This window comes from Brevundimonas abyssalis TAR-001 (genome assembly GCF_000466985.1).
GTDB lineage: Bacteria > Pseudomonadota > Alphaproteobacteria > Caulobacterales > Caulobacteraceae > Brevundimonas > Brevundimonas abyssalis.
In genome coordinates, this window is record NZ_BATC01000002.1 from 56,667 (window position 1) to 79,004 (window position 22,338).

The following is a 22,338-nucleotide window of genomic DNA, read 5'->3' on the forward strand; positions in this document are numbered from 1 at the left end:
GGTTGCGGAGGCATGCCAAAGGCTTCTAACACCTGATGCACGGTTCAGACGAAGGCGAGGATGATGATCGCGCGCGCAATCCGGGCGGGGCTGATGACGGGGCTGCTCATGCTGGCGGCCTGCGGCGACGGCGAGCCCGAGCGTGAGGCGGACCGCGCCCCCGACGCGCCCCTTCCGGCAGAAGAGGCCGCCGAGCCCAGCGAAACCCTGGCGGCGGTGCGCGCGCGCGGACGGTTGAACTGCGGCGTGCACGAGGGCCTGGTGGGCTTCGCCTACACCGACAATCGCGGGCAGTGGCGCGGGTTCGACGTGGATTTCTGCCGCGCCACGGCGGCGGCGGTGCTGGGCGATCCGGACGCGGTGCGGTTCGTGCCCCTGGCCATCGGGGACCGGTTCGAGGCCCTGGCGGACGGCCGCATCGACGTGCTGTGGCGCAACACCTCATGGACCATGGGCCGAGACGCGGGCGAGCGGATGGAGTTCGTGGGGGTCAATTATTATGACGGCCAGGGCTTCCTGGTGCGGCGCTCCCTGGCCCTGACCAGCGCGGCGGAGCTTGATGGAGCCCGCATATGCGTTCAGTCCAACTCCACGACCGCCCTGAATCTTCAGGACTATTTCGCGGTCCGGAACCTGCGCTATGAGCCCGTCATGGCCGCCAGCGAAGAGGAGGCGCGCGAAGCCTATGTGGCCGAGGACTGCGACGCCTTCACCGGCGACGTGTCGGCCCTGGCGGCGGCGCGGACCATGCTGGGCAATCCCCAGGCCCACGCCATCCTGCCGGACGTGATCTCCAAGGAGCCGCTGGGCCCCGTGGTTCGGCGTGGCGACGACCAGTGGGCCGACATCGTGCGCTGGACCCTGAACGCCCTGATCCTGGCCGAGGAACTGGGCGTGACGCAGGAGAATGTGGACCAACTGGCCGAGAACTCGCCGGACCCCAGGATCCAGCGGCTGCTGGGCGTCCAGGACGGGTTCGGATCCATGATGGGTCTGTCGGACGCCTGGCTCATGACGCCATCGCGGGGGTCGGGAACTATGGCGAGATCTTCGACCGCAATCTGGGCGCCCGCTCGTCCGTGAATCTGGCCCGGGGGCTGAATGCGCAGTGGAACGCCAGTCCGCGCGGTCTGATGTACGGGCTTCCGATCCGCTAGACGGCAGGCGGCGGTCTATTCTGCGTGAACGGGCACATCCGGCCGGGCGCCCCATTCGGCCCACGAACCGTCGTAGACCGCGCTGTCGCGTCCCAGCACCGCCAGCGCCAGGGTCAGGATCGCCGCCGTGACGCCTGATCCGCAGGTGGTGATGACCGACTGTCCGGGCGCCAGGCCCGCGCGGTGGAAGATGGCGGCGAGTTCGGCGGGCGTCCGCAGCGTGCCGTCGGGGCTCAAAACCTCGACGAAGGGAAGGTTGACCGCCTTCGGCATGTGACCGCTGCGAAGGCCCGGGCGCGGTTCGTCGGCCTCTCCACGAAAACGCGCCGCCGGGCGGGCGTCGATCACCTGTGTGGCGGGATCGTCCATGGCGCGCCGGACCTGCATCAGGCCGGCGACCCGGGCGGCCTGAAAGTCTGTGTTGAACACGGCGTGCGGCGTCGGGGTCCCGGGCCCGGTCTCGACCGGCCGCCCCTCGGCCATCCATTTCGGCAGGCCGCCGTCCAGAACCTGGACCCGCCGGGCGCCCATGGTCCGGAAGGTCCACCAGACCCGCGCCGCCGAGAACAGGCCGCGCTCATCATAGACGACGATGTGGTCTTGCTGATCGATGCCCATGGCGCCGACCGCCGCCGCGAACGCCTCGGACGAGGGCAGCATGTGGGGCAAGGGACTGGCGGTGTCCGCCACAGCGTCGAGGTCGAAGCGCACGGCGCCGGGGATGCGGGGTTCGTCGTCGCCCGGACGGCTCCCGTCCATGCGCCAGCTGGCGTCGATGATGCGAACATCGGGGGCATCCAGAAGAGCGGCCAGTTCGTCTGTAGAGAGGAGCGGATGATGGACCATGGGGGCAGATTAGCATGACGGCGGCGGTTGGGACGGGGGCCTTGCGGCTGGTGCTGGGGGATCAGCTCAGCGACGGGCTGGCGGGCCTGCGCGATCTGGATGCCGTCCGCGACGTGGTGCTGATGGCCGAGGTCGAGGGCGAGACCGGCTATGTGCGCCATCACAAGCAGAAGATCGCCCTGGTGCTGGCCGGAATGCGCGCCTTCGCCGCGCGGCTGGGCGAGCGGGGCGTGACGGTCCGCTATGTGCGGCTGGACGATCCGGACAACCGCCAATCAATCGTTGATGAACTGGCGCGGGCCGTCGAGGATCTGGACCCTGAGCGGGTCATTCTGACCGAGCCGGGGGAGTGGCGGCTGGCCGAGGCTTTTCGCGCCTTCGCCGCAGAGTGCGTCGCCCCGGTCGAGGTGCGCGAGGATGACCGCTTCATCTGCGGCCACGCGATGTTCCAGCGCTGGGCCGAGGGGCGGCGCCAGCTGCGGATGGAGTTCTTCTATCGGGAGATACGGCGGCGCACCGGCCTGCTGATGGACGGCGACCAGCCCGAGGGCGGCCGCTGGAACTTCGACGCCGAGAACCGCAAGCGCCTGCCCGCCTCCATCGACACGCCCTCGCGGCTGCGTTGTCCGCCGGACGAGGCCACGCGCGCGGTGATCGCCATGGTTCAGGCCCGGTTCGAGGACCATTTTGGTGACCTGGACGGCTTCGGCTGGCCCGTCACCCACGATCAGGCCGAGGCGGTGCTGGCGGATTTCCTGAAGCACATCCTGCCCGGCTTCGGCGACTGGCAGGACGCCATGGCGGAGGACGAGCCGTTTCTGTGGCATGGGCTGATCTCCACGGCCCTGAACATGGGCCTGCTCGACCCGCTGGCCGTCTGCCGCCGGGCCGAGGCCGAGTACCGTGCCGGGCGCGCGCCCCTGAACGCGGTGGAGGGATTCATCCGGCAGATCCTGGGGTGGCGGGAGTTCGTGCGGGGGATCTACTGGCTGAAGGCGCCGGAGTATCTGCGCCGCAACCATCTGGACGCGGACCGGGCGCTGCCGTGGTTCTTCTGGTCGGGCGAGACCGACATGGCCTGCGTAGCAGACGCGGTGACACAGGCGCGGAGCCACGCGTACGCCCACCACATCCAGCGTCTGATGGTCACCGGCAATCTGGCCATGCTGCTGGGGGTGCACCCGGACGCGGTGGACGACTGGTACATGGTGGTCTTCGCCGACGCCTATGAATGGGTCGAGATGCCCAACACGCGCGGCATGGCCACCTTCGCCGACGGCGGCATCGTGGGGTCAAAGCCCTATGCGGCCTCGGGGGCCTACATCGACCGCATGAGCGACTACTGCGGCGGCTGCGCCTTTGATGTGAAGGCCAGGTCCGGGCCGGGCGCCTGTCCGTTCAACCGGCTGTACTGGGGATTTCTGGAGCGGAACCGGGAGCGTCTGCGCGACAATCCCCGGCTGGCCATGCCGTACCGGACCCTGGACCGCTGGTCAGAGGATCAGCGCGCGGCGCTGGTGCGCGAAGCCGAGGAGGCGCGGGCTGAACTGGGGGCGGTGAAACCGGGCTGAGCGCTCAGTTCCGATTCAGGGCCAGCTGGATCACATTGATGCGGTCGGCGCGGAAGCCGGCCTCGCAATAGGCCAGGTAGAACCGCCAAAGCCGACGGAAGCGGTCATCGAAGCCCATGCGCTGGATCTGGTCCCACGCGCTCATGAACCGCTCATCCCAGCGCTTCAGGGTGTCGGCGTAGGAATGGCCGAACCGCTCGATCCCGCTCCACGCCAGACCCGCGCGCTCCACGATGGGCTGCAGCACCGCCTCGCTGGGCAGCATGCCGCCGGGGAAGACGTATTTCTGGATGAAGTCGGTGCGCTTGTCGTAGCCCGCGAACAGGGCGTCATCGATTGTGATGATCTGCAGGGCGGCCCGGCCTCCGGGCACCAGCACATCGTGGATCTTGCTGAAATAGGTCGGCCAGTACTCCTGGCCCACCGCCTCGAACATCTCGATGGAGGCGACCCGGTCGAACCGGCCCTGGACGTCGCGGTAGTCGATCAGCTGGATGTCGGCGCGCTCGGACAGCCCGGCTTCGGCCAGGCGGCGGGTCGCGTAGGCGTGTTGTTCCGTGGAGATGGTGATGCCGGTGACGTGGGCGCCGACTTCCCTGGCCGCGTACTCCGCGAAACCGCCCCAGCCGCAGCCGATCTCCAGCACCCGATGGCCCGCCTTCAGGTTCATGGCCTGCGCCAGGCGCGCGTATTTGCGGGTCTGGGCGGTCTCCAGAGTCTCGCCCGGCGTCTCGAAGACCGCCGAGGAGTAGGTCATGGTCCGGTCCAGCCAGGTCTCATAGAAGGCGTTGCCCAGGTCATAGTGGGCGTGGATGTTCTTGCGCGCGCCCTCGCGGCTGTTGCGGTTCAGCTTGTGTCTCGTCCAGTGCAGGGCCTGCATGATCACATTGCCGTCGAACAGCCGCTGGATGCCCTCGTAATTGCGCACGAGCACCTCGAGCAAGCCCGCCAGATGCGGGGTGTCCCACTCGTCCGCCATGTAACCCTCGGCGAATCCGATATCGCCGGAGGCCAGGACGCGTTTGGCGAAGCTGTAGTCCTTGACCACCAGGGTCGCCGAGGGCCCGGGCTTCTTGCCCTTCAGTTCATGCACCGCGCCGTTGGGCAATCGAACCGTCAGCCGCCCGATGGCCCAGTTGGCGGCCAGAACCTTCAGAAGGATGCCGAACCCGGTCGGCGTGCGCGCGGCGGTCGCGGCGATATCCGGCGTCACTGCGGTCATCAGAACCTCCCCTCAGGCCTTGTCCCGTGCGGACTTGACGTCCTCCAGAGCGTCCAGGGCGCGTTGTCGCGCCATGGCATGGTCCACGATCGGAGCCGGATAGTCACGCCCCAGCCGGATTCCCGCCGCGGCCAGCACCTCTTTCGGCGCGGTCCATGGCGCATGGATCCAGCGGTCGGAAAGCCCGGCCAATTCAGGAATCCAGCGTCGCACATAGCGTCCGTCCCCGTCGAATTTCTCGCCCTGGGTCACGGGATTGAAGATGCGGAAATAAGGCGCGGCGTCCGCACCCGATCCGGCGACCCATTGCCAGTTCTGAATGTTGTTTCCCATGTCGGCGTCCACAAGCGTGTCCCAGAACCAGGCCTCGCCCTCGCGCCAGTCGATCAGGAGGTCCTTGATCAGGAAGGAGGCGACGATCATCCGCACACGGTTGTGCATCCAGCCGGTGGCCCACAGCTGGCGCATGCCGGCGTCCACGATGGGATAACCGGTCATGCCGCGCTTCCAGGCCTCCAGACCCTCGGCGTCGTCGCGCCAGACCATGGAGTCGAACTCGGGCCGGAAGGCGCGCTCGGCCATGTAGGGGAACTGGTGCAGAAGATGAGTTGAGAACTCGCGCCAGCCGATTTCGCTGACGAATTTCTCGGCCTGTTTGGCCGGAACCCGGCCGTCCTCGGCCGCCTGACGCGCGGCGTGCACGGCCCGCCATGGGCTGATCTCGCCGAAATGCAGGTGAGGGGACAGGCGGCTGGTCCCGTCCTTCCCCGGAACGTCGCGACCGTCGCCGTAGGCCTTGAGCGGGCCGGCCAGAAAGCGGGACAGGGCCTCGCGCGCGCGGCCTCGCCGGGGGTCCAGTCGAAGTCTTCCGACCAGTCCGGCCGGGTCGGGTGCAGGCTCCAGTCGTCGACGGGTTCGGTTTTAAGGCCCTCGATCCCGTCCAGCGTGCGCGGTCCGTCGCGGGGGGCGGGCTCTTCGACGACCTGAAGCAGCGCCTTCAGGAAGGGGGTGAACACCTTGTAGGGCGCGTCCTGGCCCGTGCGCACCGACCCCGGCCGGGCCAGCATGGTCCCGTTGAAGCCGCGACAGGTCACGCCGTCCGCCTTCAGCCCCTGGGCGATCTCCGCATCCCGCTCCCAGGCGGCCGGCTCGAACAGGCGATTCATGTAGACGGTCTGCGCACCCGTCTCCTCGATCACCGACCGCAAGACCGACTCGGCGTCGCCGGACCGCAGCACGAGCGGGGCGCCGCGATCTTTCAGATCGGCGGCGAGGGCGCGCAGGGACTTGTCCAGCCACCATCTGGACGCCGCGCCCAGGGGGCGGCCGTCCAGTTGCTCATCGTGGATATACAGAGGGATCACCGGCGCCCCGGACTCCGCCGCCTCGGTCAGGGCGGAATTGTCGGCGATCCTCAGGTCGCGCCGAAACCAGACGATGACGGGGGCGGGCGTGTCGTTGGCCACTCAGGCGGTCTCCGTGGTAATCTTGCGTTTCGGTGGCGAGTGGGCCACCTGAACGCCGCATAGATACGTCGTGACCGGCGCTCGGACGCCGCGCCGACTGAAAACATACAAGGATTTGTCTTCGTGAAGCCCAACGCCGTGATCGAACTTTCGCAAGGCCTGTCGCGTCCGGTGCGCATAGGCGGGGGCGGGCGCATCGTCTTTATCGCCGGGCCTTGTCAGCTGGAAAGCCGTCAGCACGCCCTGGAGATGGCCTCAGCGCTGAAGGAGATCGGCGAGCGGCTGGATGTAGGGATCATCTACAAGACCAGTTTCGACAAGGCGAACCGCACCTCGGCCGATGCCGCGCGGGGCTTCGGGCTGGAAGGCTCGCTGCCCATCTTCGCCGAAATCCGCGAGACCCTGGGTCTGCCGGTGCTGACCGATGTTCATACCGAGGAGCATTGCCGCATCGCCGGCGAGGTGGTGGACGTGCTGCAGATTCCGGCGTTCCTGTCGCGCCAGACCGATCTGCTGATCGCCGCGGCGCAGACCGGCAAGGCCATCAACATCAAGAAGGGCCAGTTCCTGGCCCCGTGGGACATGAAGAACGTCATCGCCAAGGTGGTCGGTGCGGGCAATCCCAACGTGATGGCCTGCGAACGGGGCGCCAGCTTCGGCTACAACACCCTGGTGTCGGACATGCGCGCCCTGCCGATCCTGCGCGAGATCGGCTGTCCGGTGGTGTTCGACGCCACCCACAGCGTGCAGCAGCCGGGCGGGCAGGGCACTTCTTCGGGCGGCCAGCGCGAGTTCGTGCCGGTGCTGGCCCGGGCCGCCGTGGCGGTGGGCGTGGACGCGGTATTCATGGAGACGCACCAGGATCCCGACAACGCGCCGTCGGACGGCCCCAACATGGTGCCGCTGGACCAGTTCGAGGCGCTGGCCGCCGACCTGATCGCCTTCGACGACCTGGCCAAGCGCCAGGCGGCGCGCAGGGCGGCGTAGGCCGTCTTGGGCCAGCGCGCGTCCGGCTTGCTGATCCGCCGCATTATCGGCGGCGTGCTGATCGGGTTGGTGGCCCTGATCGTGGTCGCCATCCTGGTCTGGCGCGGCGACATCCTGCGGTCCGGCCTGGACCCGGAAGTGCCGTTCCAGACCTATGATCCGCCGCCCGCGCCGGACTATGCCGAGCGCTCGGCCTGGGCCCTGCTGGAGGAGACCGCGACGGGCGAGGCCGCGGTCTTCTTCGTGCATTCCACCACCTATGACGGCGGTGATCACTGGAACGCGCCCATCGACGAGCCTGGGGCTGAAGGATGGCTGAGGCGTTCGGTTCTGCCCAATCACGCCGCGCTGTTCGCCCGATCGGGGGCGGTGAGCGTTCCACTCTATCGTCAGGCCAGCCTCTACACCCGCCTGACCATCCGCGAGGACGCACGGGAGGCCCGGGCCTTCGCCTATCAGGACGTGCTCGCGGCTTTCGACGCCTGGCTGACCCGCAATCCGGACGGCCCAATCATCATCGCCGGCGTGGAGCAGGGCGGCGAACTGGCCGCCCGGCTGCTGCGCGAGCGGGTCGCTCCCCACGCAGGCCTGCGCGCGCGTCTGGTGGCGGCCTATCTGATGGACGCGGTGGTTCCCGCCGATGAATACGGACCGGACGCGGTTCTGCCCGCCTGCCGCGACCGGGCCGAGACAGGCTGCGTCTTCGCCTGGGTGCAGGTGCGCGAGATGGACGAGGAAGCCCTGAGGCGGCTGGATCGGCGCGCCATGGGCTGGACCGAGCAGGGGACGCTGGAGTTGTTGGGACACCGGCCTTACCTGTGCGTCAATCCGGTGCTGGGGGCGCCGACGGAGCGCCACGCCGAACAGCGCGAGCATCTGGGCGGCGCCAACGCCACGGACCTGGAGTGGGGGGTTCGCCCCGCCTTCCTGAACCGGCAGGTGTCGGCCCAGTGCCAGGGCGGCGTGCTGCGATACTCCCGTCCGGACTCCGACGCGTTCCGTCAGACGGGCTCATGGGCGGATCGCAGAAAAGCGGCGTCCTACAATCTGTTCTATGCCGATCTTGAGGCTGACGTGGAGCGTCGTCTGCGGGCCTGGGATCAGTCCGCCGCCGGTCGGTCGGCCCGCCAGTCGAACAGCGACTCCAGCACCTGAACCGCCCGGCCGCGCTCACCGGTCAGGTCCGGGTCGCGGTGCAGGATCAGGCGGGCGTCGTCGGACGCCGCCAGGATCAGGTCGCGGTGACGCATGGGATCGGCGAAGCGATAGGCGGGAAAGCCGCTCTGTTTCAGGCCCAGCGGATCGCCGCCGCCGCGCAGGCGGAAATCCTCCTCGGCGATCTCGAATCCGTCCTCGGAGCGGCGCAGCACGTCCAGCCGCTCGCGCGCCACCTCGCCCAGATCGCCGTACAGCAGGATGCAGGCGCTCTGTTTCGAGCCGCGCCCCACGCGTCCGCGAAGCTGGTGAAGCTGGGCCAGACCGAAGCGGTCGGCGTGTTCGATGACCATGATGGTGGCGTTCGGCACGTCGACGCCCACCTCCACCACCGTGGTGGCCACCAGCACCGGCACATGGCCTTCGGAAAAGGCGGTCATGACGCTTTCGCGGTCGGCGCCGTTCATCTGGCCGTGGGCGAGGCCCACGTTCAGGCCCAGATGGGCGCGCAGCTCCACGGCGCGGGCCTCGGCCGCCGCCAGATCGATAGCCTCGGATTCGGCCACCAGCGGACAGATCCAGTAGGCTTGGGCCCCCTCCGCCACCGCCGCCTTGAGCCGGTTCGCCACCTCGTCGATGCGCGCCAGCGGCAGGACAGCGGTTGTGACCGGCGTGCGGCCGGGGGGCTTCTCGCGCAGGCGCGACACGTCCAGATCACCGTACTGGGTCAGTTCCAGCGTGCGTGGAATGGGAGTGGCGGACATGGTCAGCAGGTGAACGCCGTCGCGGCCCTTGGCCTGCAGCCGCTGGCGTTCGTTGACCCCGAAGCGGTGCTGTTCGTCGATGACGGCCAGGGCCAGGTCGTGGAACTGGACCGCGTCCTGAAACAGGGCGTGGGTGCCGATGGCCACCGTGGCCTCGCCCGAGGCCAGTGCCGCCAGCTTGGGCCGCCGCTCCGCCGCCGTGTCGCGCCCGGTCAGCAGGACGGCGCGCACCCCGGCGTTCTCCAGCATGGGGGCCAGCCGCTGGTGATGCTGGCGGGCGAGGATTTCCGTGGGCGCCATCAGGGCGGACTGTCGGCCACTGGAGGCCGCGTCGGCCATGGCGATGGCGGCCACGGCCGTCTTGCCCGAGCCCACGTCGCCTTGCAGCAGCCGCCCCATCTGTTCGCCCGAGGCCAGGTCGGCGCGGATCTCCACGACCGCCTGCTTCTGGGCGCCGGTCAGCTCGAAGGGCAGGGCGGCCAGCACCTGTTCGGACGCCGGACCGGGCGTGATGACCGGGGCGCTCACCGTCTGTCGCGACTGGCGCCGCCGGGCCAGGGCCAGCTGGTGCGCCAGCAGCTCGTCATAGGCCAGGCGAAGGCGTGGCGGGGCGTCCGGCGACAGGTCGGCCTCGGTCTGGGGATTGTGCAGGGTCTCCAGCGCCGCGCGCCAGCCGGGCCAGCGCTTGCGCGCGATCCAGGCGGGGTCCTGCCACTCGGGCAGATCCGGCGCGGTCTTCAGCGCCTCCAGAGCCAGACGGCGCACAATGCGGCGCGCCAGCCCCTCGGTGGAGGGATAGACCGTTTCGGCGAGGGGGATGTCGCCCGCGGCCTCCGCCTTGACGACGTCCGGGTGGAGGATCTGGATCTCGTTGTTGAAAATCTCCACCTTGCCGCTGACGACGCGCCGCTCGCCGGAGGGGACAAGCCGTTCCAGATGCGGTCCGCCCCGGAACCAGATCAGGTGCACGAAGCCAGTCGGGTCCGAGGCCCGCACCTTCCACGGGGCGCCGATCTTGTGCGGGCGGATATGGCGGTCGATGACCACGTCCAGAATGGCCACCTCGCCCTCCATGGCCTGATCCGCCGTGGTGGCGCGGCGATGGATGAGGCCGGTGGGCGCCAGGAACAGCAGGTCGCGCACCAGCGGACCGGCCACCTTGCGGATCTGGGGCGCGACCTTGGCGCCCACGCCCTTCAGGGTGGTGACCTCGGCGAACAGGGGAAAGAGAATCTCGGGCCGCATTTCTGCAGCATAGCCGGTGGCGCAGGGTCATGTGGAACGCAAAACCAAGATCGTCCCAAGTCTGCGACTTGGACGTGAATCTTGGTTTCTTGAATGCAGAGGGCCTGATTCACGCATCCGCGGAAGCGCGCAGCGCTTCCACTCAATGCGATCAGGCCCTATGTGAACGCCCTTGTTTGTTTTGACGGAACGGAATGACCCCGTGGCCGAGGAAATCGCACGCCCGCAACCGCGTGAAGAGCGTCTGAAACGCCTGAGCTTCCGCGCCTGGCGGCGGGGCTTCCGTGAGGCGGACATGGTGCTGGGCCCGTTCGTGGACCGGATCGCCGTCGACTATTCGGATGCGCAGCTGGATGTGCTGGAGGCCCTGATGGCCAATGAGGATCAGCCGCTCTACGGCTGGATCATCGAGCGCGAGCCGCCCCCCCCCCGAGTTCGATACGCCGGTTCTGACGGACATTCGCGCCTTCATGGCCGAACATGTGGCCGTGGCGGTCCAGAAGGGCATCGGTTGATGGACGGTTCGATCATCGCCGTCGACGACCGCGAGCTGTCAGGCACGCCCGAAGGACTGGACGCGCGCCTGCTGGCCGAGCATCTGGCCGAGGCCGGCGGTGCGGCCCTGTTCGTGGCGCGGGACTATGCGCGGGCGGGCGCCTTTGTTCAGGCATTCCGCTTTTTCGCTCATGACGTTGAGGTTCTTGAGTATCCGGCGTGGGACTGCCTGCCTTACGACCGCATGAGCCCGACGCCTGCGGTCTCGGCCCAGCGGATGGCGGCCCTGACGCGACTGGCGCGGCGTGACCCCGGGGACAGGACGCCGCTGCTGATCGTCGCCACGGTCGGGTCGGTGACCCAGCGCACCCCGCCGCGCGAAGCCACCACGGCCGCCGCCTTCGAGACCCGGGTGGGCCGCGACCTGGATACGGCGGCGCTGGAAGCCTATTTCGCCGTCAACGGCTATGTGCGCGCCTCCACGGTGTCGGAGCGGGGCGAGTACGCCATCCGCGGCGGCGTCATCGACGTGTTCCCGCCCGGCTTCGACGAGCCCGTTCGTCTGGACATGTTCGGGCAGGAGCTGGAGTCCATCCGCTCGTTCGATCCGGGGACGCAGCGCTCGACGCAGCAACTGAAGTCGGTCGAGCTGTCGCCCGTGTCCGAGGTGCTGATGGACGCAGAGGCCGTGTCGCGGTTCCGCCAAGGCTATCTGAACCTGTTCGGCGCGGCGGGGGACGATCCGCTGTACGCCGCCGTCAGCGCGGGCGCACGGCGTCAGGGCGCCGAGCATTTCCTGCCGCTGTTCTATGAGCGGATGGAGACCTTTTTCGATTATCTGCCCGAAGGTTCGACCGTTTTTCTTGACCACCATGTGGAGGATGCACGGGGCGAGCGTCTGACGCTTGCGCGCGACGCCTATGAATCGCGGCGCGAGGCGTCGCAGGGGCGGGGCGGCTCTGCCTATCGCGCCCTGCCACTGGACAGGCTGTATCTGGAAGACGAGGACTGGCGGGCCGTTCTGGCCCCCCGGCCGGTGCGGCGGTTCAGCCCGTTCCAGCGCGACGGCGAGGAAGCGGGCGGCCGTCTGGGCCGCAACTTCGCAGCTGAGCGGGCGCAGGACAGCGTCAATCTGTTCGCCGCCGTGGCCGACCACGCCAAACGCCTGAAAGGGCAGGGCCAGCGCGTCCTGTTCGCCTCGTGGACCGAGGGGTCGTCGGACCGCCTGTCCGCCATGCTGACCGACCACGGGCTGGATCACATCGTCGCCGTGCGGGACTGGCGCGACGTGAAGGCGGCGCCCGAGGGGCTGTATCTGCGCGCGGTGCTGCCGGTGGACACCGGCTTCATCACCGACGATCTGGCGGTGATTTCCGAGACCGACATCCTGGGCGACCGGCTGGCGCGGCCGCGCCGCAAGCGTCGGGCGTCCAACTTCCTGGCGGAAGCCTCGGCCCTGACCACCGGCGATCTGGTGGTGCACCTGGATCACGGCATCGGCCGTTATGAGGGCCTGAAGACCCTCGAGATCCAGGACGCGCCGCACGACTGTCTGGAACTGCTCTATGCGGGCGAGTCGAAGCTGTATTTGCCGGTCGAGAACATCGACCTGCTGACCCGCTACGGGACCGATTCCGACGGGGTGCAGCTGGACCGGCTGGGCGGCGCCGGATGGCAGGCGCGCAAGGCCAAGGCCAAGGAACGCCTGCGCGACATGGCCGAGGGGCTGATCGCCCTGGCCGCCAAGCGCGCCCTGCGCACCACCGACGCTGTGACCCCGCCGCAGGGCCTGTTCGACGAGTTCTGCGCCCGCTTCCCCTATGAGGAGACGGACGATCAGCTGAACGCCATCGGCGACGTGCTTGAGGACCTGGGCAAGGGCCAGCCCATGGACCGGTTGATCTGCGGCGACGTGGGCTTCGGCAAGACCGAGGTGGCCCTGCGCGCCGCCTTCGTGGCGGCCATGAGCGGCCTGCAGGTGGCCGTGGTCTGTCCCACGACCCTGCTGTCGCGCCAGCACTACAAGACCTTCACCGACCGCTTCGCCGGCTGGCCGGTCACGGTGCGCCAGCTGTCGCGCATGGTGCCGGGCAAGGAGGCCAACGAGACGCGCGCGGGTCTGAAGGACGGCTCGGTCGAGATCATCGTGGGCACCCATGCGGTGCTGTCCGAACAGGTCGGGTTCAAGAACCTGGGTCTGGTGATCGTGGACGAGGAGCAGCACTTCGGCGTCAAGCATAAGGAGAAGCTCAAGAACCTGCGCGCGGACGTGCACCTGCTGACCCTGACCGCCACGCCCATTCCGCGCACCCTGCAGATGGCCCTGACCGGCATTCGCGAGATGTCGATCATCGCCACCCCGCCCGTCGACCGTCTGGCGGTGCGGACCTATGTGGCGCCGTGGGACCCGGTGATGGTGCGCGAGGCCCTGCTGCGCGAGAAATATCGCGGCGGTCAGGCCTATTACATCGCGCCGCGCCTGTCAGACCTGCCCGACATCGAGAAATTCCTGCGCGAGCACGTTCCCGAGGTGAAGTTCGTGGTGGGCCACGGCCAGCTGGCGCCGACCCAGCTTGAGGAGGTCATGGGCGCCTTCTACGACGGGTCCTATGATGTGCTGGTCTCCACCACCATCGTGGAATCGGGCCTCGACATTCCCACGGCCAACACCCTGATCGTGCACCGTGCCGACATGTTCGGCCTGGCCCAGCTGTACCAGATCCGGGGCCGGGTGGGCCGGGCCAAGGCGCGCGCCTTCGCCTATCTGACCACCGATCCGAAGAAGCCCATGAGCCTGTCGGCCGAGCGGCGGCTGCAGGTGCTGCAGTCGCTGGATAATCTGGGGGCAGGCTTCCAGCTGGCCAGCCACGATCTGGACCAGCGCGGCGGCGGCAATCTGCTGGGTGACGAACAGTCGGGCCACATCCGCGAGGTGGGCGTCGAGCTGTACCAGCAGATGCTGGAGGACGCGGTCGCCGAGCTGCGGGAGAAGGGCGAGCAGGCCCCCGACCGCGGCTGGTCGCCCCAGATCAATGTGGGCGCCGCCGTCCTTATTCCAGAGAGTTACGTGCCGGACCTGAACGTCCGTCTCAGCCTGTATCGCCGCCTGTCGGACGCCGAACAGTCCACGGACCGCGAAGCCCTGGCCGCCGAACTGATCGACCGGTTCGGCCCGCTGCCGGATGAGGCGGCGCAGCTGCTGCGGATCGTGGAGATCAAGGCCAACTGCCGCACGGCCAACATCGCCAAGATCGACATGGGCCCGCTGGGCGCCGTGCTGACCCTGCGCAACGACACCTTCCCCAATCCCATGGGTCTGGTGGGCGTCATCCAGAAGAACCCGGCCGCGTGGAAGATCCGCCCCGACCAGAAGATTGTGGTCAAGGGCGACTGGCCGTCGGCCGAAGACCGGCTGAAGGCCGCCGAGCGCATGACGGCGGCCCTGGCCAAGGTGGCGGGCGGTGAAGCCGTCAAATGACGATCAGCTTGGCTCAGCCCGGCTTCTGGTGAACCATCCCTGAGCCAATGCTCCGCCGAGGTCTTGGCAGGTGCCGACCCCGCGATGAATGCTGACGCTCTCGGGAGTTCGCATTTCGGCCTCTTCAACTCGCGCGAGCACAACGTCTGGGATGCTGGTTTCTAAGCACGTGATCTTGTTCATGAAGCCGTGATACTGAACTGGCAGGGCGTCATTTGTGATCATCGCTTGAATGTTCAAGTCGTAGGATACGCTGTCCTCGATAGATTCATCACGCGTGTCGAAAATGACCACCTCAACGTTTGATGCACTGCCCTGAGCCAAGATCGCGCTGCAGCCTAGAAACTGAGCTTCAGCTTCGTCATGCGTCATTAGCGTGGTGGAGACGTCCTGCTGGCCCAGTCGCGTCCGATCTTCCGGATCCAGACACGCATTGTCGGGAAGCGCGTGCACAAAAGCTACTGCCACGCCGTCGCGAAAACAGGTGCGCCCACCTCGCTGCCGCGTCACCTCAAACAATTCGAGCGTGTCGGGAAGGGAGGCGAATTCAAGCTGGCAAAAATCGGTGGGTCCTGAACTTGAACCCAATTCTGAGTCCAAGATTGAGGCCTCGGTCCTACCAGTCGTCTGGGGAGCATCACAGCCCGATAGCCAAGCCGTAAGCAGGACGAATGGTACAGTACGACGCAAATCCATGCGTGACCCTTCCGGCCCAGATTGACCGAAGCCTACACAGGGGTCAGGCATTTCTCAATTCGGCCACGAGACTCGTTCCAGACTAAATCCGGAAGGCGTCCCAGGGGCCGGTGATGGCGAGGGTCGCGCCGGGGGAATACAGGTTCACGAACATGACCCGGCCGTCCGGCGACCAGCAGGCGCCCGCGAACTCGGTGTTCGATCCGCCGGGCTCCTCGATGTCCAGGGCGTTGCGCGCGATCGCATAGATGCGGCCGTCGGGCGTCACGCCCTTCACATGCTGGATGCCGCTCTGCTTGTCCTCGCAGCCGATGACGTGGCCGTTGGGGGCGACGGTGATGTTGTCCACATAGTCCAGCACCGCCCGGTCGCCGGATTCCACGAACAGGGTCAGATGGCCGGGCTCGTCCGCCTCGCCGGACTGACCCTCGAAGCGGCTGGGGTCATAGCGCATGATCTGGCCGCATTCGGCCGGACCGCCTGAGGTGCAGGTGAAATAGAGGTGATCCTCGGCCCAGTGCAGGCCCTCGCCGCGCGCGAACACGGCCGCGCCCGCCGCATGGCCGCGCAGGTGCAGGTCGGCGTCGGGGCTCTCCACTTGGTCCATGTCGATCCAACGTACGGCCTTGCGTTCGCCCTGGGCCCAGTAGTGGCCATGCCAGTTGCGGGTGTCGCCGCGCTCGGCGTCGATCAGCACCAGGGCCTGCAGCCGTCCGCCCCGGTGCAGGTTGCGCCGGTCGTTGGGCAGGTAGCGGTAGAACAGGCTGTCGCGCACGTCCTCGGTCAGATAGGCCACCCCAGTGCGGGGATCGATGCACACCGCCTCGTGCCGGAACCGGCCCATGGCGCGGATGGGCAGGGGCTCCACGGCGCCGCGCTCTGCCGCCGGCACCTCGAACACCCAGCCGTGGTCCTGGGGCAGGCCGTCGGCGACGCCGTCCGTGGTCTCCTCGCACGACAGCCACGAGCCCCACGGCGTGACGCCGCCGGCGCAGTTGTTGTTGGTGCCTGCCAGGCTCAGGTGCTGGCGTTCGGTCTGGCCGGTGCGCAGGTTGTAGACGACGGTGGACGTGCCGCCCGCCACCGGGGCGCCGTCGGCCTGACGGCCGTAGATGCGGTCCCAGTTGAAGTCGTCGTCCTGATCGGGGCGGGCGAAGGCGCCGAGGTCGGCCTCCTCGTGGTCCAGTTCATGGTTGCGGACCAGGGCGACCCGGTCGTTGTCGAGCGCGAAACAGCCCATGCCGTCGAACTTGTCCGGGGTCACCAGACCGTCGTCCATGCGCTGGCCCACGCGCGAGATCACGCGATAGGAGAAGCCCTCCGGCAAATCCAGCAGGCCTTCCGGGTCCGGACGCATGGGGCCGTAACCGAACACTTCGTTGCGGGACGGCCCGTCGACGAATCCTCGAGCGGCGGGAACCTGCCCCTGGGCCACGGCCTGCGCGCGGGCGGCGTAGGCGGACAGGGCGGCGGCGGTGGCGGAGGCCATGAAGGCGCGGCGAGACTGGATCATGCCCGGCTCCTAGCAACCCCGGGTCACGGTTTCATGTCAGCGGGCGGACGAACGCCACAGCCGCATCGCCACGGCGACGATGACGGTCATGAACGCGGTCTCCAGCATGCGCTGGGCTGCACCGTGCCACGGGAATTCGGGGGCGATCAGGGGAAGGCTCAGGGCGGCGACCCCGGCGCAGATCATGACCAGCGGGAACAGCCGCGACCAGCCGTCCAGACCGCGCAGGCCCAGCGCCAGCATGAACAGGCCCAACACGCCGCTCAGATAGCCGAGACCGCCAAACAGATCGTGCAGTTGCTGGGCCACGCTGGGGTCGTTGCGCGCACACTCGAAGTCACACGCATAGACGCCGGCTCCCAGAAGCCCGAGCCCATTGATGGCCAGCAGGATTACGCCTGCCGTGCGCATCGCCGAGAAGGGCAGGGCCCTCAGAAACAGCAGCCAGAAAGCGATCAGCAGCACGCTGGTGGCGATGAACAGCGCACTGATCGTCGGCCCGTGTGGCGCGCCCGTCGCGCCCATCTCGCTGATGTGCTGGTGGAGGGAACTGTAGCCCGGGTAGCCGAGGGGGCCGATCAGGATGACGCCCGCCATCACCGCCACATAGGCGATCCCCAGCATTGCGGTCAGACGGTTCATCGCTCTGTCTCCGGTGCTCGTGCAGGCCGAATCCCTAGCACAAGGCCGAGCCAGCCGATGCGTCGGGCGACCTCATAGGTGAGCCAGCAGCCCAGCACCGTGATCCCGATGATGAGGCCGGCCTCGGCGATCAAGGGCAGGCCCAGTTTGGCCAGATGATGCCCGGCCACGACAATGATCGTCTGGTGCGCGATGTAGAATGGGAACACGCCGATGGTCAGATAGCGCAACAGAGGCCCGCCGCGCGTCAGGTATCGCGCGCCATAGCCAAGGATGGCGGCGATGAAGCTCCATTGCTGGATTGCATAGACTATCCGCATGATCCGGCGCAGGGCGTCGGTGGGAACCGTCGCAGAGGCTTCGGGGAAGCTGAGCACATAGGCGGTCCACCCGATCCAGCCGATCAGGCCCAGGATCAAGGCCGGCAGACGAATGCGGATGAAGCCCTGCTTCAGTGTCTCGGACCGCGCGATCAGGAAGCCGAACAGGAAGGCCGAGAAGGACAGGGCGTGGTTGTACCAGTCGTCGGTCAGGGCGTGGGTGATCGGGAAGATCGGGGCCAGCCACCAACGGATCGCCGCCAGGAACAGGATCGGCCAGATCAGCAGGCCCCAGCCGGACAGCGCCTTCTCCAGGACGCCGCCCAGCCGCTTGAGGGCGCCGCGCGTCACCGCCAGCAACCCGGCCAGGATCAGCGAATAGACCAGCAGATAGGCCACGAACCACATGTGGTTCCAGGTGGGCGTGATCAGGCAGCCGTCGCCGTCGCACCAGTTCCCCGAGGCGGTCGCATACCGGATCCAGAAGTCGGCGGTATAGGCATTGTGATAGGGGTCGGCGCCGGGAAGATAGCCGCGCACGGCTTCCACGATCTCGTAATAGCTCTGGGGCGGCACCACCACGAACATGGCGAAGACCAACGGTGGCAGAAGGCGCAGGACGCGCGAGCCCGCCAGCCGCCCCGGCGCGGCGCCCTTCCGCTCCAGCCCATCGAACAGGAACCGCGTCGCCGCGCCGGACACCAGAAACAGCAGGGTCAGCCGCCAGGGATTGGTCAGCAGCATGGCGGGGATCAGCCCGTCCACTTGGTGACTGCTCTTCACGTGCCAGCCCCAGGGCACGTAGAACATCCCGACGTGATACAGAATCAACAGCAGGAAGGCGCCGACCCGGATCCAGTCCAGGTCGTGCCGGCGAGAGGGTGTCGATGCGAGGTCGGCGGTCATGTTGAGGTCCGTTCGTGGTGATCGCGCCGCCGGTGTGGCGCGGGCCGGCGCGCCGCCTCAAGCGGCCGGTGACGCGCGGCTGGGCGGCGGTGACGGACGGACGGGCGCGGTGACGAACGGCGGGTCTGGCGTGACAGGCGGCGAGGCCCGGACAGCCTTCTGGGGCGCGGCCGCCGTCATTGCAGCGGTCGGCCTGGCCGTTGCCGTGGTCAACGCCCTGACCGTCAACGCCGACCGGCCCGATTTCGCGACCTGGGAGCCGTGGAGCTGGGAGCTGACCAGCATCGCCATGGCCCTGTCGCTGATGTGGCTGCCCTGGCTGGCCGTGCGTCGCGCGTGGCCCGGCGGGACGCCGTGGCCTCGTCTGATCCTGATCCACGGGGCGGGGGCGGTGATCTATTCCGCCTTGCATGTGACGGGCTTCGTGATGATGCGCGAGGCGATCTATGCGCTGCACGGATGGACCTACGATTTCGGCCCGATCGCCGAGGGGTTTCCGTATGAACTGCGCAAGGACGTCCTGACCTATCTGGGTTTCGCCGCCACCTTCTGGATATCCCTGCGGCTGCAGCAGCCCCAGGCGCCTGATCAGTCATCGCTGGTGTTCGACATCCGCGACGGCGCGCGCATCATCCGGGCCAAGGCTCATGAGGTCGTTGCGGTGACGGCTGCAGGCAACTATGCCGAGTTCATCCTGACCGACGGCCGTCGTCCGCTGATGCGCACGACCCTGGCCAAGCTGGAGGCCGAGCTCGCGCCGCTGGGACTGATCCGCACGCACCGCTCATGGCTGATCAATCCGGCGCATCTGACGGCGTTGGAGCCGGACGGCTCCGGCGACTGGACCGTCGAGCTGGGGGCGATCCGCGCACCGCTCTCACGGCGCTATCCGGCGGCTCTGGAACGACTGAGGGGCTGATGTCGCAATCCCCCGTTCGGGCGTATGGTGGAGGAAGTGTGCGTCCTCTTCCCTGAAGCCGAGCGGCACGACTGAACGTCGGCCGCAATCCGGAGCGCCGACATGATCCTCTACCTTCTCGCCTTCCTGATCGGGGTCGTTGCCGGGCTTCGCACCATGACCGCGGCGGCGGCGGTCAGTTGGGCCGCCTGGACGGGCGCCTTGCCGCTGGCCGGGACGCCGCTGGCGTTTCTGGGAGCGACGGTGACGCCGTGGATCCTCACTGTTATGGCGCTGGGCGAACTGGTGGTCGACCAGCTGCCGAAGACCTCCAACCGCAAGATTCCGATCCAGTTCGGGGCGCGCCTGCTGATCGGCGGGGTCGCGGGCGCCGCCATCGGGGCGGCCATGGACAATATGCTGACCGGTGCGGGGCTGGGCCTGATGGGCGCCCTGATCGGCACCTATTGCGGCGCCGAGGCGCGGGCGCGCTTGGCCGCCGCCTTCGGGAGGGACCGGCCCGCCGCCCTGATCGAGGACGCCGTGGCCGTGACGGGGGCGGTCCTCATCGTGGCGGCCCTGCCATGAGCGAGACGTTCGACGCCATCATCATCGGGGCGGGGCAGGCGGGGCCGCCGCTGGCGGGGCGTCTGACCGGGGCCGGCCTGTCGGTCGCGGTCATCGAGCGCCACCTGATCGGCGGCACCTGCGTCAACACCGGCTGCATTCCCACCAAGACTCTGGTGGCCAGCGCCCGCACCGCCCATGTGGTCCGCCGTGCAGCCGACTTCGGCGTGACGACCGGCCCGATCGGCGTCGACATGGGCGCGGTCAAGGCGCGCAAGGATGCGGTCAGCGGTGAGTCGCGTTCGGGCGTGGAGTCGTGGCTGGACGGCATGGTGGGCTGCACCGTCATTCGCGGGCACGCCCGGTTTGTCGGCCCCCATGAAGTCGAGGTGGACGGTCGCCGCCTGGCCGCGCCGCGCATCTTCATCAATGTGGGCGGCCGCGCCCTGATCCCCGACATGCCGGGGGTGAAGGACGTGCCGGTTCTGACCAACACCGGCATCCTGGGGCTGGACAGCGTGCCCGAGCATCTGGTGGTGGTGGGCGGCAGCTATATCGGGCTCGAGTTCGCCCAGATGTATCGCCGCTTCGGGGCCCGGGTGATCGTGGTCGAGAAGGGGCCCCGCCTGATCGCCCGCGAGGACGAGGACGTCAGCGCCGCCGTGCGCGAGATTCTGGAGGACGAGGGGATCGCCGTGCGGGTGGGCGCCGAATGCATTCGCTTCGCGCCGCACGCCGACGGCGTCGCCGTCGGGATCAGTTGTGAGGAGGGCGCGCCCGAAGTGGTCGGCTCCCACGTCCTGTTGGCCGTCGGGCGACGGCCCAACACCGACGACCTGGGGCTGGAGGTCGCCGGGATCGAGATGGACGCGCGGGGCTACATCCGCGTGGATGATCAGCTGCGCACCAGCGTCGACGGTGTCTGGGCCATGGGGGACTGCAACGGGCGCGGGGCCTTCACCCACACGGCCTACAACGACTTCGAGATCGTGGCGGCGAACCTGCTGGACGGCGTGGACCGCAAGGTGACCGACCGTATCGACACTTACGCCCTGTTCATCGATCCGCCGCTGGGCCGGGTGGGCATGGGCGAGGCCCAGGCGCGGGAGAAGGGGCATCGAGTCCGGGTCGCAAACGGCCCATGAGCCGCGTCGGACGTGCGCGGGAGAAAGGCGAGACGGCGGGCTTCATGAAGATGGTTGTGGATGCTGACACCGACGCGGTGCTGGGCGCGGCCATTCTGGGCGTGGGGGGTGACGAGGCGGTGCACGCCGTGCTGGACCTGATGCACATGGGCGGTACGGCGGCGGACATGCGCCGCGTCATGCACATTCACCCCACAGTGGCGGAGCTGATCCCCACCGTGATGGGCGAGCTCGGGGGCTGAGCCGCGCTTGCCACCATCCGGCCCATGGCCTACCCCTCGCGCCCGGAATCACACGGAGACATGTCATGACCGCAGGACCCCTTCTGGCCCTTCTTTTCCCCGGTCAGGGCAGCCAGAGCGTGGGCATGGGCGCGCAGCTGGCCGACGCCTTTCCTGCCGCCCGCGAGGTGTTCCAGGAAGTTGACGACGCCCTGGGCCAGAAGCTCAGCATGATCATGCGCGAGGGCCCCGAGGACCAGTTGACCCTGACCGAGAACGCCCAGCCGGCCCTCATGGCCGTGTCGCTGGCGGTGATCCGGGCGCTGAAGGTGGAATTCGGGGTGGACGTGTCGCGCGCGGCCTTCGTGGCCGGGCATTCGCTGGGCGAGTATTCGGCCCTGGCGGCGGCGGGCGCCCTGTCGGTGGCCGACACCGCGCGTCTGCTGAAGCTGCGCGGCCAGTCGATGCAGAAGGCCGTGCCGGTGGGCAAGGGCGCCATGGCCTCGCTGATCGGGCCGAAGTCGGATCTGGCCCTGGCGGAAGAAGCGGCCAAGGCCGGTTCGGCGCTGGGTGTATGCGTGGTGGCCAACGACAACAACAACGGCAATGTGGTGATTTCCGGCGAAAAAGCCGCCGTGGACCGGGCCATCGAGAAGGCCAAGGAGCTGGGCGCGCGCGCCATTCCGCTGAACGTCTCGGCGCCGTTCCACTGCCCCCTGATGCAGCCGGCCGCCGAGGCCATGGCCGACGCCCTGGCCGATGCCAGGATCATCGACCCCTCCGTGCCGGTGGTCGCCAACGTCACCGCCAGCCCCGAAACCGACCCGGAAGTCATCCGCCGTCTTCTGGTGGAGCAGGTCACCGGCCGCGTGCGCTGGCGCGAATCCATGGAGTGGATGGCCGGCGAAGGCGGCGTGCTGCGGTTCGCCGAGGTCGGGTCGGGCAAGGTCCTGACCGGCATGGCCAAGCGCATCGCGCCGGACGCCGAGAGCGTCGCCCTGAACGGGCCGGAAGAGCTGGAAGCGTTCGCCCGGTCCCTGTGAA

19 protein-coding genes are annotated in these 22,338 nt (G+C 68.3%); 10 read left to right on the forward strand and 9 right to left on the reverse strand.

Going from position 1 to position 22,338, the window contains the following annotated elements:
• Positions 1-63 precede the first annotated feature (63 nt).
• Positions 64-1,083 (forward strand): amino acid ABC transporter substrate-binding protein, encoded by a 1,020-nt coding sequence (locus tag MBEBAB_RS00830; RefSeq protein ID WP_242397002.1) that lies wholly within the window; start codon positions 64-66, stop codon positions 1,081-1,083.
• An 89-nt stretch (positions 1,084-1,172) separates the two neighbouring features.
• Here MBEBAB_RS00830 and sseA read toward each other — a convergent pair whose 3' ends face one another.
• A complete protein-coding gene (sseA, locus tag MBEBAB_RS00835) occupies positions 1,173-2,003 on the reverse strand; it encodes a 3-mercaptopyruvate sulfurtransferase (RefSeq protein ID WP_021696023.1) in 831 nt (276 codons plus the stop codon).
• A 14-nt stretch (positions 2,004-2,017) separates the two neighbouring features.
• Between sseA and MBEBAB_RS00840 the strand changes: the two genes are divergently transcribed.
• Positions 2,018-3,574 carry a cryptochrome/photolyase family protein gene (locus tag MBEBAB_RS00840; RefSeq protein ID WP_021696024.1) on the forward strand — a complete coding sequence of 519 codons (1,557 nt, stop codon included), beginning with the start codon at positions 2,018-2,020 and terminating at the stop codon, positions 3,572-3,574.
• Positions 3,575-3,578: 4 nt separating this feature from the next.
• Here the strand turns inward: MBEBAB_RS00840 and MBEBAB_RS00845 are convergent, their stop codons facing one another.
• From MBEBAB_RS00845 to MBEBAB_RS00850, 3 genes are read right to left on the reverse strand one after another with little or no spacing between them, the layout of a single operon-like run.
• Positions 3,579-4,796 carry an SAM-dependent methyltransferase gene (locus MBEBAB_RS00845; RefSeq protein ID WP_021696025.1) on the reverse strand — a complete coding sequence of 406 codons (1,218 nt, stop codon included), beginning with the start codon at positions 4,794-4,796 and terminating at the stop codon, positions 3,579-3,581.
• Between the two features lie 12 nt (positions 4,797-4,808).
• Positions 4,809-5,378 carry a cryptochrome/photolyase family protein gene (locus MBEBAB_RS16990; protein ID WP_242397003.1) on the reverse strand — a complete coding sequence of 190 codons (570 nt, stop codon included), beginning with the start codon at positions 5,376-5,378 and terminating at the stop codon, positions 4,809-4,811.
• Complete coding sequence (locus MBEBAB_RS00850) at positions 5,291-6,262, reverse strand: deoxyribodipyrimidine photo-lyase (protein ID WP_242397004.1); 972 nt, start codon at positions 6,260-6,262, stop codon at positions 5,291-5,293. Before MBEBAB_RS00850 ends, MBEBAB_RS16990 begins: the two co-directional genes overlap by 88 nt.
• A gap of 123 nt (positions 6,263-6,385) precedes the next feature.
• Here MBEBAB_RS00850 and kdsA point away from each other — a divergent pair, with 123 nt between their 5' ends.
• Positions 6,386-7,249 (forward strand): 3-deoxy-8-phosphooctulonate synthase, encoded by an 864-nt coding sequence (gene kdsA, locus MBEBAB_RS00855; RefSeq protein ID WP_021696027.1) that lies wholly within the window; start codon positions 6,386-6,388, stop codon positions 7,247-7,249.
• 6 nt (positions 7,250-7,255) lie between these two features.
• Positions 7,256-8,404: a DUF3089 domain-containing protein gene (locus MBEBAB_RS00860; protein ID WP_052516695.1), complete on the forward strand. Its 1,149-nt coding sequence runs from the start codon at positions 7,256-7,258 to the stop codon at positions 8,402-8,404.
• Here MBEBAB_RS00860 and recG read toward each other — a convergent pair.
• A complete protein-coding gene (gene recG, locus MBEBAB_RS00865) occupies positions 8,350-10,413 on the reverse strand; it encodes an ATP-dependent DNA helicase RecG (protein ID WP_021696028.1) in 2,064 nt (687 codons plus the stop codon). The two genes, MBEBAB_RS00860 and recG, sit on opposite strands and share 55 nt — an antisense overlap.
• A 202-nt stretch (positions 10,414-10,615) precedes the next feature.
• Between recG and mfd the strand changes: the two genes are divergently transcribed.
• A complete protein-coding gene (mfd, locus tag MBEBAB_RS00870; RefSeq protein ID WP_242397005.1) occupies positions 10,616-14,386 on the forward strand; it encodes a transcription-repair coupling factor in 3,771 nt (1,256 codons plus the stop codon).
• A gap of 3 nt (positions 14,387-14,389) precedes the next feature.
• Here the strand turns inward: mfd and MBEBAB_RS00875 are convergent, their stop codons facing one another.
• From MBEBAB_RS00875 to MBEBAB_RS00890, 4 genes are all read right to left on the reverse strand, one after another.
• On the reverse strand, positions 14,390-14,986 hold the full coding sequence (locus tag MBEBAB_RS00875) for a hypothetical protein (RefSeq protein WP_148291386.1): 597 nt from the start codon (positions 14,984-14,986) through the stop codon (positions 14,390-14,392).
• A 178-nt stretch (positions 14,987-15,164) separates the two neighbouring features.
• Positions 15,165-16,595 carry an alkaline phosphatase PhoX gene (locus tag MBEBAB_RS00880; RefSeq protein ID WP_021696031.1) on the reverse strand — a complete coding sequence of 477 codons (1,431 nt, stop codon included), beginning with the start codon at positions 16,593-16,595 and terminating at the stop codon, positions 15,165-15,167.
• A gap of 36 nt (positions 16,596-16,631) precedes the next feature.
• Complete coding sequence (locus MBEBAB_RS00885) at positions 16,632-17,237, reverse strand: DUF998 domain-containing protein (protein ID WP_021696032.1); 606 nt, start codon at positions 17,235-17,237, stop codon at positions 16,632-16,634.
• Positions 17,234-18,463: an acyltransferase family protein gene (locus tag MBEBAB_RS00890; protein WP_021696033.1), complete on the reverse strand. Its 1,230-nt coding sequence runs from the start codon at positions 18,461-18,463 to the stop codon at positions 17,234-17,236. Before MBEBAB_RS00890 ends, MBEBAB_RS00885 begins: the two co-directional genes overlap by 4 nt.
• 130 nt (positions 18,464-18,593) lie before the next feature.
• Between MBEBAB_RS00890 and MBEBAB_RS00895 the strand changes: the two genes are divergently transcribed.
• From MBEBAB_RS00895 to fabD, 5 genes are all read left to right on the forward strand, one after another.
• Positions 18,594-19,382 carry a LytTR family DNA-binding domain-containing protein gene (locus MBEBAB_RS00895; RefSeq protein ID WP_148291387.1) on the forward strand — a complete coding sequence of 263 codons (789 nt, stop codon included), beginning with the start codon at positions 18,594-18,596 and terminating at the stop codon, positions 19,380-19,382.
• Positions 19,383-19,484: 102 nt separating this feature from the next.
• The gene (locus MBEBAB_RS00900; RefSeq protein ID WP_021696035.1) at positions 19,485-19,949 is read left to right on the forward strand and encodes a hypothetical protein; all 465 of its coding nucleotides are present in this window, start codon (positions 19,485-19,487) and stop codon (positions 19,947-19,949) included.
• Complete coding sequence (locus tag MBEBAB_RS00905) at positions 19,946-21,073, forward strand: FAD-containing oxidoreductase (protein ID WP_242397006.1); 1,128 nt, start codon at positions 19,946-19,948, stop codon at positions 21,071-21,073. The genes MBEBAB_RS00900 and MBEBAB_RS00905 overlap by 4 nt, the downstream gene beginning before the upstream one ends.
• Before the next feature lie 44 nt (positions 21,074-21,117).
• The gene (locus MBEBAB_RS16995) at positions 21,118-21,315 is read left to right on the forward strand and encodes an oxidoreductase dimerization domain-containing protein (RefSeq protein ID WP_242397007.1); all 198 of its coding nucleotides are present in this window, start codon (positions 21,118-21,120) and stop codon (positions 21,313-21,315) included.
• A gap of 65 nt (positions 21,316-21,380) precedes the next feature.
• Complete coding sequence (fabD, locus tag MBEBAB_RS00910) at positions 21,381-22,337, forward strand: ACP S-malonyltransferase (RefSeq protein ID WP_021696037.1); 957 nt, start codon at positions 21,381-21,383, stop codon at positions 22,335-22,337.
• The last annotated feature ends 1 nt before the right edge of the window (position 22,338 follow it).